The 13005-nt window shown below is 67.9% G+C and carries 13 protein-coding genes; 11 read left to right on the plus strand and 2 right to left on the minus strand.

Annotated elements, in window-relative coordinates:
- The first annotated feature begins 258 nt into the window (after window positions 1-258).
- From ACQEXA_RS60805 to ACQEXA_RS60835, 7 genes are all read left to right on the plus strand, one after another.
- Entirely contained in the window at window positions 259-1128 is an 870-nt protein-coding gene (locus tag ACQEXA_RS60805) for an FAS1-like dehydratase domain-containing protein (protein ID WP_432941547.1), read from the plus strand.
- Window positions 1125-1937, plus strand: a complete 813-nt coding sequence (locus tag ACQEXA_RS60810; RefSeq protein ID WP_433135244.1) for an HpcH/HpaI aldolase/citrate lyase family protein — start codon at window positions 1125-1127, stop codon at window positions 1935-1937. The genes ACQEXA_RS60805 and ACQEXA_RS60810 overlap by 4 nt, the downstream gene beginning before the upstream one ends.
- A gap of 440 nt (window positions 1938-2377) precedes the next feature.
- Window positions 2378-2938, plus strand: coding sequence for an aldo/keto reductase (locus ACQEXA_RS60815; RefSeq protein ID WP_433135245.1), 561 nt, complete (start codon window positions 2378-2380; stop codon window positions 2936-2938).
- Window positions 2932-3768 (plus strand): hypothetical protein, encoded by an 837-nt coding sequence (locus ACQEXA_RS60820; protein WP_432941555.1) that lies wholly within the window; start codon window positions 2932-2934, stop codon window positions 3766-3768. The genes ACQEXA_RS60815 and ACQEXA_RS60820 overlap by 7 nt, the downstream gene beginning before the upstream one ends.
- Before the next feature lie 41 nt (window positions 3769-3809).
- On the plus strand, window positions 3810-4013 hold the full coding sequence (locus tag ACQEXA_RS60825) for a hypothetical protein (RefSeq protein WP_432941557.1): 204 nt from the start codon (window positions 3810-3812) through the stop codon (window positions 4011-4013).
- Window positions 4010-4339: an SDR family NAD(P)-dependent oxidoreductase gene (locus ACQEXA_RS60830; protein WP_433135246.1), complete on the plus strand. Its 330-nt coding sequence runs from the start codon at window positions 4010-4012 to the stop codon at window positions 4337-4339. Before ACQEXA_RS60825 ends, ACQEXA_RS60830 begins: the two co-directional genes overlap by 4 nt.
- A gap of 376 nt (window positions 4340-4715) precedes the next feature.
- A complete protein-coding gene (locus ACQEXA_RS60835) occupies window positions 4716-5624 on the plus strand; it encodes an enoyl-CoA hydratase (protein WP_433135247.1) in 909 nt (302 codons plus the stop codon).
- Between the two features lie 248 nt (window positions 5625-5872).
- Here the strand turns inward: ACQEXA_RS60835 and ACQEXA_RS60840 are convergent, their stop codons facing one another.
- Together ACQEXA_RS60840 and ACQEXA_RS60845 are read right to left on the minus strand one after the other, a co-directional pair.
- Window positions 5873-6685 carry an AAA family ATPase gene (locus tag ACQEXA_RS60840; protein WP_433135248.1) on the minus strand — a complete coding sequence of 271 codons (813 nt, stop codon included), beginning with the start codon at window positions 6683-6685 and terminating at the stop codon, window positions 5873-5875.
- Between the two features lie 607 nt (window positions 6686-7292).
- Window positions 7293-8042, minus strand: a complete 750-nt coding sequence (locus ACQEXA_RS60845; RefSeq protein WP_433135249.1) for a TetR/AcrR family transcriptional regulator — start codon at window positions 8040-8042, stop codon at window positions 7293-7295.
- 118 nt (window positions 8043-8160) lie between these two features.
- Between ACQEXA_RS60845 and ACQEXA_RS60850 the strand changes: the two genes are divergently transcribed.
- The 4 genes from ACQEXA_RS60850 to ACQEXA_RS60865 all read left to right on the plus strand — a co-directional run bounded on the left by ACQEXA_RS60850 (window position 8161) and on the right by ACQEXA_RS60865 (window position 12979).
- On the plus strand, window positions 8161-9057 hold the full coding sequence (locus ACQEXA_RS60850; RefSeq protein WP_433135250.1) for an SDR family NAD(P)-dependent oxidoreductase: 897 nt from the start codon (window positions 8161-8163) through the stop codon (window positions 9055-9057).
- A 37-nt stretch (window positions 9058-9094) separates the two neighbouring features.
- Window positions 9095-10102 carry an aldo/keto reductase gene (locus tag ACQEXA_RS60855; RefSeq protein ID WP_359410727.1) on the plus strand — a complete coding sequence of 336 codons (1008 nt, stop codon included), beginning with the start codon at window positions 9095-9097 and terminating at the stop codon, window positions 10100-10102.
- A gap of 438 nt (window positions 10103-10540) precedes the next feature.
- Window positions 10541-11188 (plus strand): TetR family transcriptional regulator, encoded by a 648-nt coding sequence (locus ACQEXA_RS60860; RefSeq protein WP_433135251.1) that lies wholly within the window; start codon window positions 10541-10543, stop codon window positions 11186-11188.
- Window positions 11189-11758: 570 nt separating this feature from the next.
- Window positions 11759-12979, plus strand: coding sequence for an RNA-guided endonuclease InsQ/TnpB family protein (locus ACQEXA_RS60865; RefSeq protein ID WP_433135252.1), 1221 nt, complete (start codon window positions 11759-11761; stop codon window positions 12977-12979).
- Window positions 12980-13005 lie beyond the last annotated feature (26 nt).

Raw genomic sequence — 13005 nt, forward strand, 5'->3', positions numbered from 1 at the left:
TCCCGTCCCGGGACTCATGCCACCGAGAGATGGCTCCATCAGTTGTTTCTATTGTCCATGGGGGCCCATCACCACGCATGATGAGCTCGCCACCATCAAGGCATAGTCATGAGGAAGCCCGGCACTGAAATGGACGCATGCGCCCAGTGTCTCCTGCGGTCGGCCGAGCCGTTCTCAACGAGGTACGCCGACTGGGTGCGCAGGTCGGGCCAGTGGCCACGCGCTGCCCGTGTCCACAGTCAAATGTCGAGGAGAAGCATGCACACCGTCCGGAGCGGGCTTGGCCCGTACGTGGATTCGTGGAGCCCCGGAGCGGTCTCCGAAGACGACGGCCTGTCCCCCGCTCCGGTCGCCGCGCTGTCGGCCGTACTGGATTTGCCGGAACCCGTCGCGGTGGCCGGCGATCCTCTACCGCCGCTGTGGCACTGGCTGCACTTCCTGCAGTGGCCTACTCAGCGGGAGCTGGGTGACGACGGGCACCCGAGGAACGGCCACTTCCTGCCGCCCGTCCCCCAGCGGCAGCGGATGTTCGCCGGAGGGCGCTGCGAGGTCGTCCACCCGCTGCACGTCGGTGAGCGCGCCCAGCGCGTCAGCAGTGTGCGCGCGTCGGCAATCAAACAGGGCTCAACCGGGGAACTCCTCTTCGTCACCGTCCGCAGCGAATACCTTCAGCACGGCCGGACGTGCGTGGTTGAGGAACAGGACATCGTCTACCGGTCGGGGCGAAGCGCCGGACAACATCCGACGGACCTCGACACCTCCGCCGCACCGCACACCGACGAGGCCTGGCAGCTTCCGCTCCAGCCGGACCCCACGCTGCTGTTCCGCTTCAGCGCCCTCACCGCGAACGCGCACCGCATCCACTACGACACGCCGTACACCCAGGGCGAGGAAGGCTACCCCGGCCTCGTCGTCCACGGCCCACTCCTGGTGCTCACGATGCTCGAACTGGTACGCCGCAACGCCCCCACCCGCCGCGTGCGGTCCGTGTCCTACCGACTGCGGCGCCCCGCGTTCGCAGGTGAGCGCCTGCTCGCTTCCGGAGCGCCGGTGGACCATAACGCCGCCCTGCGCATCGCCACGCATCGTGAGGAGCGCCACGCCACAGCCGAGGTGACCTTCACATGAACCTGTCCAGAAGCCGCATCGAAACGGCCCGCAGCCTGCTATTCGTTCCCGGTCACCGTCCGGACCGGTTCGCCAAGGCCGCCTCCGCCGATGCCGGCGCGGTCATCATCGACCTCGAGGACGCCGTGGCGGCGCAAGACAAGGACCGGGCACGCGACAACGTCGCCGCATGGCTCGGGGAGGGCAACAGCGCCATGGTCAGGATCAACCCGCCGGGTACACCGTGGTGCGACGCCGATCTCGCAGTGGCGGCCCGCTACGGCGCCCCTGTCATGGTGCCCAAGTCCGAGGACCCCGCCACTCTTGCGGACATCACCTGCCGAACGGCTGGCAAGTGCCTGCTGGTCCCGCTCGTCGAGACAGCCGCCGGCGTGGAGAGGGCCATGAAGGTGTGTGCCACTCCCGGCGCGGTCCGGGTGGCTTTCGGCAACGCCGACCTCGCCAGGCAGCTCGGCATCGCCCACGACGACCACACGGCACTTGCGTACGCCCGCTCCAGGCTGGTCTCGGCTTCGGCCGCCGCGGGCCTGTGTCCCCCTGTCGACGGTGTCACCACCAGCGTGGCGGACATGGACGCCCTCACCGCGGACATCGTCCACGCCCGCCGTTTGGGTTTCACCGGGAAGTTGTGCATCCACCCCGCCCAGATCGCTGCGGTGACGGCCCACCTCGCCCCCACCGAAAGCGAACAGCGGTGGGCGCGCGCCGTGGTCGCCGCCGGCGACTCCGTCACCGTGGTCGACGGGGAGATGGTTGACAAGCCCCTGCTGGAACGGGCTCGCCGAATCCTCTCCGCCGCCGATCGCTGAGGTCGAGCCGCACCCACGAGCTGATCGTCCAGGGTGAAGTGGGGCAGCCGGGCCGGCCCGCACCCACCGCCGGCGGAGCGCGACAACGCGGGCATGCGCAATCGCGGGAAGCTCACGAGCCCCAGATCTCTCGCCCCATGGCAGTTCCAGCCCAAAGCCTCTCCATACCACCCGCGTGTTCACGCCCATCTTGGAAGCTTGGTGCGGGACAGCAGTGATCCCGTCGAGAGAGCTGCGTGGACTTGTCCGCGGCCAAGCCGTCCGGCTTCCTACGCCGCCAGCAACCGACGCCTGCCGCCGGGACATCGCCACATGGCGCCCTACCCGACGGCGGCAGGCTCACCTGCCACGCGGGCTGACGGCTCCTGCCGTCAGCACCAGGGCACGAAGGCGATTGGCTCGCACCTGAGCAACACTCAGGACCACTACGCCAATCAGAGATGCTCAACACCGACTGCATCGGCCTGTATCAGATACATCGGCCCGACCCGTGGATGGACATCGATGAGACGGCGCTCCGCGACCTGATCAGGACCGGCGGAGCTTCTGCCGCGCAATCGTCCGGCATCCGATTGGGCTCAGCAGAACAGGCCTTCGCAACCTCCGAACACCCTGCCGCGTACGTCAGGTGCGACAAGAGGGGATCCAGACGGAGGCAACGACGCCTCGCCCCTGACGCAGGGGTCGACTTCGTAGACGCCGGACGTGCACTCGGGCGGGGAGTCGGAGACGCCGTTCCGGCAGGCCCGGCAGGGGACGGTGCTCCTGCGCCTCCGTCCCGAAGTGCGGTTTCGACCGGTCGTGCAGGACCTGGACAGAAGTGCAGCCACAAGGCTACAGTCTGGAAGTCGATCCGGCGGCGTCCCACGGCCGCCCGTCACCCATGTCAGCTGGGAGGCTCTCGGCGGCCGTTGACATCGCCAATTTCGACCCGCCGAACGAGGACCATGCCGAACACCGCTGACCGGGCACCCGACGACTGGAGGACCTGGACATGCTGATCAATGACACGGCCACGATGGAGTACGAGGATCTCCCGGTCAGCCCGCGAGGGATGTTCACCTCCCGCAAGTTGCTGCGGGAGGGCGAGGTCCTGCCGGGCGTGGGCGTCTACGCGTTGATCGCGAAGTTCCACGAGGGCGAGAAGCTGTTCACGGCGCCGCGGCACAAGCACAACTTCGAGCAGATCCGAGTGGTGCTGTCCGGCCACATGGACTTCGGGCCCGGAGTGGTGTGCGATCCCGGGCAGGTCGCCTATTTCCCCGCCGGCGCCCCGTACGGGCCCGAGCGCATCGAAGGCGGCGAGCAACTGCTCCTGCAGTGGGGCCCGGACTGGGTCACCCACGCGCAAAACCAGAAGGCCATGCGGGCCCTGGAGCAGAAGGGCGAGTTCCGCAAGGGGCGTTACCACTTCGTCGACGAGAACGGCGAGGCCCGGCAGATCGACGGGTCCCAGGCTGTGTGGGAGTGGACCTACGGGCGTCCGCAGGTCTTCGTCGAGCCGCGCTACGAGGCCCCGGTCAAAATGTCGCCGGAGGCCTTCGCATGGGTGCGCGACGGCGGCATCTCCACGAAGGTGATGGGACGCTTCACCGAGAACGACGTGACGTTCTCGATGCTGCACTGGGACGACATGGACGTCGCGCACCACCTGGAGGCGAACCGGACCTCCCTGATGTTCGTCATGCACGGTTCGGTCACGATCGCGGGCACCACGTGCGGCAAGCACGCCACGATCTGGTCGGACTTCGGAGAGGCCCACGACGTCGTCGGCGAGCCGGGCACCGAAGTGATCTGCATCGGGTTCCCGGTCGCGAGGGACAAGTCCTAGTGCCGGGGACAGAGGTGGGCCCGGCCCATCCGGGAGACTCGGTGACCCGTACGGCGTTCATCACCGGCGCGACCTCCGGGATCGGGCGGGAGTGCACGGTCCGGTTCGTGCGGGCCGGGTGGCGGGTCGTCGAGGTGCGCGCGGTGGTCGATACCAACGTCACCGCCTTCGTCGGGCTCACCCGGTTGCTGCAGCCCACACGGATAGCCCGCACGGCGCGATCATCAACGTCAGCTCCACGGTGACGAACCATCCCCACAGTGACAGCATCGTCTACGGCGCGAGCAAGGCGTTCATCTCGCGCTTCTCGACCGGCCTGCGGTCGGACCTGCACGGCACGGGCGTGCGGGTCACCGTGGTCGAGCCCGGCCGCGTGAGTACCGAGATCGTCGGCGCCACCGGGTACGCGACCCTCGACGCCGCGGACGTCGCCGAGGCGATGCTGTCGGTCGCGGAACTGCCGCCACACGTCAACGTCACCAAGATCGAGCTCATGCCGACGACACAGTCGCTGGCGGGCTACCAGTTCCACACCGGGCAGCGGACGACGCCGTCACGTTCGCCCGGATGACCAACAACCACCAGTGGATCAACGTCGACGTGATCGTGCCGCCGAGAGCCCGTTCGGCGGCACGATCACGCACGGCCCGCTGACCGTGGGCGTGGGCGATGGGCTGAGCCAATCGGTCTACCGGCTGGCCGGGTTCGGCTACGGGCGGAAGTTCGGAGCGAACTGGCTGCGCTTCCCAGCCTCGCTCCCCGTGGGCTGCCGGGTCTGGATACGGACACGGCTGGACGAGGTGACGGACGGTCCCGGCGGTGGCCTCCAGGTCGCCGTCGGGACAGGTTCGAGCGAGAGCTCGAACGAGCCGGTGAGCTGTGTGTCATCGAGTCGATCAAGCGGCTCTACCCGCTGACCGCGCCGAATACGAGAGGAGATGCAGGACATGGCGACTGATGCGTCGACTGGCACGGCCCCCACGGAGGTCCCGGCCGTCCCCGACAAGGGACCGGTGGTGCTCTACGAGGTACGGGGCACGACAGCGATCGTGACGATGAACCGGCCCGAGTACCGCAACGCCCAGAACTCGGTGATGACCTACGCGCTCGATGACGCGTTCTACCGCGCCGCCGAGGACGACGCCGTGAAGGTCGTGGTCCTGCGCGGCGCGGGCAAGCACTTCTCGGCCGGGCACGACATCGGTACCCCCGGTCGCGACCATCACGTGCCGTACGAGCGGCGGGCCGGCCTGTGGTGGTCGCACGTCGGCAAGGCCGGGGCCGAGTCCCGGTTCGCGCGCGAGCAGGAGGTCTACCTCGGCATGTGCCGGCGGTGGCGGGAGCTGCCGAAGCCGACCATCGCGTCGGTGCACGGCGCGTGCATCGCCGGCGGTCTCATGCTCGCCTGGGTCTGCGACCTCGTCATCGCCAGCGACGACGCGTTCTTCGCCGACCCGGTGGTGCGGATGAACGTGCCCGGCGTCGAGTACTTCGCCCACCCGTTCGTGATGGGCCCACGGTTCGCCAAGGAGTTTCTGTTCCTGGGGGAAAAGGTCGACGCGCAGCGGGCACACGAGCTGGGCATGGTCAACCGCGTCGTGCCGCGGGCCGAACTGAACGCGCAGACCCTCGACATCGCCGAGCGCATCGGGAAGATGCCGCGGCTCGGGCTGACACTGACGAAGAAGGCCGTCAACCAGGCCGAGGACCTCATGGGCCTGCGTGCGGGCATGGACGCCGCCTTCGGGCTGCACCACCTCGCCCACGCCCACAACGTCGAGGTCTCCGGCGACTCGGTGGGCGGCCTGGACGCGAAGACCATGGCCGCCGGCAACAAGGCCGGCGACCGGTCGTAGCCCCGGCCCAGTCCCCCGTGTACGTCCGGCCGGCGGTCCAGCCCGCGACCGCCACCAGCCGGTCCAGCCCGGGCACGTTCGAAGGCAGTCCCTCCGGCGCCAGGAGGTCCGCTCGGCCACGATCACAACCGCACGGATGGCACCGCCGACCCGGACTACCGCAGCCGATCCACCGGCCGCCGAACGCCCAGTACCGCTCGACTACGGGCCAGACGGCATCGGGGTCAATGCCCTCGTCGTCGGCCTGGTCAACACACCGCTGATCGTCGAAGGCCCTCGCCCGAAGTGATGGCCGTCTGGACCTGACGACGTGGAAGTAGCAGCTGACCGCAGGGCCCCGGCGAGTGCCGGGGCCCTGGGTTGAACCCACCAGCCAGCTGCGCCGGCGTCAAGCCCCGGGGCAGCTCCAGCAGTGCCAGAGGGTTGCCGCGGGTCTCAGCGACAATCCGGTCCCGCACCTGGGCATCCAGCTGCCCGCGAATCGCCAACGCCAGCAAAAGCCGTGCGTCCTTGTCGTCGATTCCCGTGACCACCATCTCGGGCAGACCAACCAGTTCGCGTCTGTCGATCTCCCGCACCGCAAACACCAACAAGACCGGCTCGGCCAGCATGCGCCGACCGACAAAAGACAAAGCCTGCACACTGGCCTGATCAAGCCACTGCGCATCATCGACCAGGCAGACAAGCGGCTGCTCCTGCGCAAGCTCCGAAAACAGCATCAGTACTGCCATTCCCACCATGAAGCGGTCTGGCGAGTGCTCCGCGTCCAAGCCGAACGCGGCCCCCAGCGCATCTCGCTGCGGAGGTGGCAAGCGCTCCAGCCTGTCGAGCATCGGCGCGCGCAGTTGATGCAACCCGGCGAACGCGAGCTCCATCTCCGACTCGACACCCCAGGCACGCACGACATGGCAATCCGACGCCTGCTCGGCCAGGTAGTCAAGCAATGCCGACTTGCCAATCCCCGGCTCCCCGCAGATCACGAGTGTGCCGCTGCGTCCCGACCGCGTCTCGGCGAGCAGCTGGTCAAGCCTTCGACACTCAGTAGTCCTACCGCGCAGCATGTCCGGCGAGCCTCCTTAGCTCATCCTACGACGCGGTCTCTCAGCGCATCCTCTTGTCACCGGACCCCCGCTGGCACGAGACCCCGGGGTACGTCGAGGTTGACTCGGGTCGCATTTAAGGTCACTCTCGCGAGATTTGCCTGGGTCGCACTTCCTGGAACATGAAGAAAAGCGCATCGGCGGCGACCGCAGACGGGTTCTTTTCGGAGCGGGCCAGCCCGTAGCGATTGTAGGTCCACTCAGACTTTTTTGGCGGGTGGAACATCGGAGCGAAGACTGCCGTTAAGCGTTCTCCCTTTCCGGAAAGCCTTGAGCTGGGCTTCAGTGCTGTCGGTGCATTTGACTGCCGCGCTTATCGACTCAACGGCGGAGGTCGGGAGTATCCGCACGGCTGGTGAGCCCTGCCGGCCTGCGGTTTCTCGGGTTGGTCCCGGCCGGCTGTGGGGGTAGCCCCACGCCGACCATTGGTGTGCTCTCAATTGTTGGTGGCACGCCCTGAAGGCAGGCTTGCCCCATCTGCGCGGTAGCGCGTCGATCGCAGATTGGGGACGGCCGATGACTTCGCGAACATCTCCGAGGCAGGTGTGGCCTTGGCGGCCGAGGGCGCTCAGTCCGTTGGCTCGGACAGGGCGCCCTCGCTGGCGATCCGGTCCAGCAACTCGCCCAGCAGGGTGCGTTCGCCCAGAGTGAGGTTCTGCACGCCGTCGGCGAGCAGTGCCTTGAGTGCGATGGCGTGGACAGCCGCCTTGGGCGTGGGGTCGCCAGGATCCCGAGCGTCCTGCGGTTCCGCCAGGACGGAGCCCAGGACGGCGTCGCGAACGCTGTCGGACAGCCCCTCGTACCGGGACAACTGTCCCGCGGCCTGTGCGGCGATGAGCGTGAGCGCCACACCGACACCGGAGGAGTGAATCATCGCGGCCGCGAACTCGACGCTCGTACGCAGCCGACCGCTCTTGGCCACGCTTTCTACTAGTCCCAGCAGTACCGCGTGCGCGTCTCCGACCAGAGGGGATTCCACGTCGGGCCTCGGGTCGGCGTACAGGAGCTGGTAGACGGCCGGGCTGGCGAGGGCAAAAGCGATGTGGAGATCCCAGCCCCGCAGCACTTGTTCCACTGGGTCGCCCACACCGACGTGGGCGCGCTTGGCCCCGAGGTAGTCGGCGTAGCCGCGCCTGGCGACGGCGTTAAGAAGTCCTTGCATGTCGCCGAAGTGGCGATAGATCGTCTGCGCCTGCACCCCGGCTGCGGCGCTCACGGCGCGAGTGGACACCGCATCCCTGCCCCCTTCGGCGAGCAGGTCGGTGGCTGCCTGCAGGATCCGCTCGCGCGGCTGCGGGAGCGTCTTAGCCTCTGACATGCATCGATGATAACACTTGACGGTGATCGGTGATATGTTAGCGTCGATTCATCACTCTGGTGATCGTTGATGTGATTCTGTTGCGCCGATGCATACCCTCGTTCGTTGGAGACTCACCATGACCACTCACTCCAGCCGGGTCCTCCTGACCGGTGCCGGAACCGGGATCGCGGCCCTGGCGGCCGTATCCCTGGCCGAGGCCGGCCACACCGTCTTCGCCTCGATGCGGGATTCCGAAGGCCGCAACGCGGCCAAGGCCCAGGCCCTGCGGGACGCCACCAAGACCGCGGCCGGCTCTCTGAGCGTCATCGAACTGGATGTCCTGTCAGAGGAGTCCGCTCAGCGAGCCGTCACGGAAATCGTGGAGGAAGTCGATGGCCTGGACGTGGTGGTGCACAACGCAGCGCACCTCCTCGTCGGCGTCACCGAGGCATTCAGTCCTGAGGAGGTGTTGCGGGCCTTCGACGTGAACGCCGTGGGCGCGCTGCGTGTGAACCGGGCTGCCCTTCCGGTGATGCGCCGACAGGAGTCCGGTCTGCTGCTGTGGATCGGTTCGGGCACCACCCGGGCGATCCCCCCGTTCCTTGGCCCCTACACGGCCGCGAAGGCCGCCTTCGATGCCTTTGCCGAATCCACCGCCTGGGACGTGGCCCCCTACGGGATCGAGACCACCATCTTGATGCCCGGAGTCTTCACCCAGGGCACCGCGCACTTCGCCAACGCTGCTTTCCCGGCCGACACCGAGCGCACCGCCGCCTACGACAAGATCGCCCCCTTCCTCGCCTCCATGGGCCAGGACACCGAGCGCCTGATGGTGAACGGAGTCTCCGCCGACCCGCAAATCGTGGCCGACGAGATCGTCCGCATCGTCGACCTCCCCGGGGGGCAGCGGCCCCGTCGCGCCGTCGCGGACGGGTCGGACTATGGCGCCGAGATCGTCAACGGCGCCGCTGAAGAACTGCGCCTGCGTCTGGCCCACCGCATGGGCATCACCGGCCTGCTCCACCGTGCCTGAGCACCGGCCACCGCCAACCATCTGAAGGAGAGCCACCATGACCATCCCCACCCGAACCCTCGGTGTCTACGGCCCCCGGGTGTCCGCCATAGGCCTCGGCGCCATGGGAATGTCCGACCTGTACGGCCCTGCCGACCAGGCAGAGAGCATCGCCACGCTGCACGCGGCCTTCGACGCGGGCATGAACCTCATCGACACCGCCGACTTCTACGGCTCGGGCGCCAACGAGATGCTCATCGCCCACGCCCTCAGGTCCCGCGCGCGCAAAAACGTCGTCCTCAGCGTGAAGTTCGGCTCCCGCCGCACCCCCAACGGCGGCTTCCAGCCTGTCCCTTACGACGTCTCACCGGAAGCCGTCAAGGACCGTCTGGCCTACTCCCTGCGCCGCCTGGGCACCGACTACATCGACATCTACCGCCCGGCCCGTCTTCACCCGCAGATCCCGGTCGAGGAGACTGTCGGCGCCCTCGCCGAAATGCAGCAGGCCGGCTACATCCGGCACATCGGCCTCTCGGAGGTCGGCCCCGACACCATCCGCCGCGCCGCTGCCGTCGCCCCCATCAGCGACGTACAGATCGAGTACTCCCTGCTGTCCCGCGGCCCGGAGAAGGCGATCATCCCGACGCTGCGCGAGCTCGGAATCGGATTGACTGCCTACGGCGTCCTGTCCCGGGGTCTGCTCAGCGGCCACTGGTCCGGCGCGCGGGAGCTGACCAGCAACGACTTCCGCGCCCACAGCCCCCGGTTCCAGGGCGAGAACCTCCAGGCCAACCTGCGCCTGGTCGAGGCCCTCGGCCGGGTCGCCGAGCGCCTGGGCGTGACCACCAGCCAGGTGGCCATCGCCTGGGTCGCCGCACAAGGCCACGACATCGTCCCACTCGTCGGCGCCCGCCGGCGCGAGCGCCTGGCCGAGTCCCTCGGTGCTGCCGACGTCTACCTCGACGTCGAGACCATGGCGGAGATCGAGGCAGCGATCCCTGCCGGGGCTGCGGCTGGCGAGCGCTACGCCGCCCCGCTGATGGCCACACTCGACAGCGAGCGCTGATCTCAACCGGCCGGCTGCCCCGAAGCAACTGCGCACAGTATCGACCCGGCAACGACGGCTTCGAGGAAGGCTCCGATGTCGCCGCCGGCCTCTGTTCACCCCAGCTCCCCAGCCCAGAGTATGGGTTCTCCCTACGCGGTTCCCCAGCGTCTCTGATTGGCTTAGCGAGCCTGAGCGTTGCTCAGCCTTGGGAGCCAATCGCCTTCGTGCCCTGGTACTGAACGACAGGAGCCGCCAGCCCGCGTGGCACGTCCCTGCGGACGCTGGTCGACCGGGCCGCAAGACCCGACCGAGGAGGGTGCGGGCGTCGCCTGGGCGCCGGGCGTGCGCGTAGCACTCTGCCACAGGTTCACTACGCTTCGCTCATCCAACTGGTGAGCCTCCGCTGGGGAACCGCCGCTTCAGACCGGAACTGACCAAGCCCCGGAGATCACCGATATGACGCAACGCGACGGACCTGGCCCGGAGCGGCAGAGCCCAGGGTCCACCCCGCAGCACGACGGCGGACGCAGCCTCAGCAGAGGAGAGATCCTTCAGGCCACAGAGGAGGTGCTCCGCCGCTTCGGTCCTGCGAAGGCCACGGTAGTCGACGTGGCCCGAGCGCTGAAAGTCAGCCATGGGACGGTGTACCGGCACTTCCCCAGCAAGGCGGTGTTGTGGGATGCGGTGACTCGACGCTTGCTGGACCGCGTGCACGCACCGCTGTCAAGCGTGATGACGGGCCCTGGCACTGCAATGCAGCGTGTGCGCGAGTGGGTGTGGGTGCTGTTCGCCGCTCAGCGTGCTGCAGCGCTGGACGCCCCAGAACTGTTCGCCACGTACCAGGCGCTGGTGGGAGAGAACAGCGAGTCGATCACGGCCTACAGGGCGCAGTTGGAGGCCCAGTTGGCCCAGATTGTGGCCGATGGTCAACAGGCCGGGGAATTCTGCGACGCGCCTCCAGCGGTCCTGTCTCATGCCCTGTTCCAAGCAACGGCCTACTTCCACGATCCTGGCTACGCCAGTAAGTGGGCGAGTGATCGCGCGGAAGCTGACCTGGATGCGCTGCTGTGCCTACTCCTCGCCGGCCTGGCTGCTGACAGCTAGTCACTCCCAGGGAAGCAGCCAAGCAACATCCCTCGAGGTGTTAACGAGGTTGCTGGTCGGGGGTGATGGTGATCTCGGCCACGCACGCTCCCGGTCCGGCTGCGTCAGATGATCCTGCAGTTCCGCGATCTACGCGCGGACGCTTGGTCGTCCGCGCCACGCAGTGCACGCACTGCTGCAATACGTGGGCAAGCGGACAGCTTCAGCGCCGTGACCTGTCCCGGGAGCCGACCGCGATGACCCGGGACAGCCATATAGTCCGGTGCTCAACCGTGGCGATTCCATTTGACGCGCGTACGACCATGCCCACGTCGCGAGACGCAATAGTACTTGGGCACCGAAGTCGAACCCAAGCGATGAGCTGTTCGGCCCTGCAGTCCTACCTGTTCACCGGCTTTCTCCGAGGATGCCCCGGCCTTCAGGCCGGGGAGGAATCGGACTCCTGCGGAGCAGGGCAGGGACAGCCGGATCGCCGTCAGGGCGATCCGGCGTCCACCCCGCACGGCCGTGATGCCGCCCACAACGGTCAAGAACTCTCAACTGTCAGTCCTCCCAGGTAGGTTCGGATGCATGACGACAGAAGCGACCACGAAGGACACCGGGCATGCCCGGTACACCTTCCGTGTACGCCTGTCGAAGACAGCCCGGCGCGCACTCGAAGCCGAGTGGGATCGCTGCCGCTGGATCTGGAACGAATGCGTGGCCAAGTCCCGGCAGGCCCACGCGCAGAGCAGAGCGGGCGGCGAGAAGTTGACGTGTGGTCCGGCGCAGCTGGACAGGATGCTGACCGACGCCCGCGGGGTGACAGCGTGGCTGGCCGAGGGTGCCTCGGTGCCGCAGCAGCAGGTGATCCGGGACTTCGCCAAGTCGAGGGCGAAGGCGCTGAAGGACATCAAGGACGGGCTTGCGCAGCACCGCCGGGCCGGGATGCCCCGCTTCAAGCGCAAGCGGGAGGCCAGGCCGAGCCTGAACTACACCCGGCGCGGCTTCCGCCTCAAGGACGGTCGCCTGCACCTTGCGGGCCAGATCGTGCTGAGCGTGGTGTGGTCGCGGGCTCTTCCGGCCGACCCGTCGAGTGTGCGCGTGTACCAGGACACGCTCGGACATTGGTACGCCTCCTTCGTCGCCCCGGCCCAGGTCGAGCCGCTTGTGGAGACCGGCCACGTCCTGGGCGTGGACTGGGGTGTGAAGGAGACCGCGACCACCACGGATGACGCCTACGACCTTCCGCATGCCGAACACGGCAAGCGGTCCGCTCAGCGGCTCGCGAAGTACCAGCGGATGATGGCCCGGCGCCGGCGACCGAAAGGACAGCGTGCATCCACCGGCTACCGGAAGGCGCAGGCACAGGCAGCGAAGCTGCACAAGAAGATCGCGCGGCAGCGAGAGGACACCGGCCGCAAGTGGGCCAAGGCCGTCATGCGCGATCATGACGGAGTGGCGGTGGAGGACTTCCGCCCGAAGTTCCTCGCGAAGACCACCATGGCCCGCAAGGCGGCCGACGCGGCCATCGCGGCGACGAAGCGTGCCCTGGTCGAGATGGGGCGCAAGCACGCACGGGACGTCCGTCTGGTGCACCCGGCGCACACCACGATGGACTGCGCAACGTGCGGGGCGAGAACCAAGCACGCACTCCCTCTCTCGATGAGAACGTATGCCTGCACCGTGTGCGGAGCCGTGTCCCCCAGGGACAAGAACTCCGCCCGCGTGATGCTGGTCCGGGCAGGTTGGAACCCGGACGGTGTCGAGGGCGTAAGACCACCTGAGCCGCTGGCTCCGGTGGCAGCCTGAGCCGTACATCCCCGCTCAACCCTGGA

This window comes from Streptomyces sp. CA-106110 (genome assembly GCF_050936285.1).
Lineage (GTDB): Bacteria > Actinomycetota > Actinomycetes > Streptomycetales > Streptomycetaceae > Streptomyces.

What these genes read in the sequence shown, in the direction of transcription:
- ACQEXA_RS60805 (WP_432941547.1), top strand. Translation starts at nt 259, where the DNA reads ATGCACACCGTCCGGAGCGGGCTTGGCCCGTACGTGGATTCGTGGAGC.
- ACQEXA_RS60810 (WP_433135244.1), top strand. Translation starts at nt 1,125, where the DNA reads ATGAACCTGTCCAGAAGCCGCATCGAAACGGCCCGCAGCCTGCTATTC.
- ACQEXA_RS60815 (WP_433135245.1), top strand. Translation starts at nt 2,378, where the DNA reads ATGCTCAACACCGACTGCATCGGCCTGTATCAGATACATCGGCCCGAC.
- ACQEXA_RS60820 (WP_432941555.1), top strand. Translation starts at nt 2,932, where the DNA reads ATGCTGATCAATGACACGGCCACGATGGAGTACGAGGATCTCCCGGTC.
- ACQEXA_RS60835 (WP_433135247.1), top strand. Translation starts at nt 4,716, where the DNA reads ATGGCGACTGATGCGTCGACTGGCACGGCCCCCACGGAGGTCCCGGCC.
- ACQEXA_RS60840 (WP_433135248.1), bottom strand. Translation starts at nt 6,685, where the DNA reads ATGCTGCGCGGTAGGACTACTGAGTGTCGAAGGCTTGACCAGCTGCTC.
- ACQEXA_RS60845 (WP_433135249.1), bottom strand. Translation starts at nt 8,042, where the DNA reads ATGTCAGAGGCTAAGACGCTCCCGCAGCCGCGCGAGCGGATCCTGCAG.
- ACQEXA_RS60850 (WP_433135250.1), top strand. Translation starts at nt 8,161, where the DNA reads ATGACCACTCACTCCAGCCGGGTCCTCCTGACCGGTGCCGGAACCGGG.
- ACQEXA_RS60855 (WP_359410727.1), top strand. Translation starts at nt 9,095, where the DNA reads ATGACCATCCCCACCCGAACCCTCGGTGTCTACGGCCCCCGGGTGTCC.
- ACQEXA_RS60860 (WP_433135251.1), top strand. Translation starts at nt 10,541, where the DNA reads ATGACGCAACGCGACGGACCTGGCCCGGAGCGGCAGAGCCCAGGGTCC.
- ACQEXA_RS60865 (WP_433135252.1), top strand. Translation starts at nt 11,759, where the DNA reads ATGACGACAGAAGCGACCACGAAGGACACCGGGCATGCCCGGTACACC.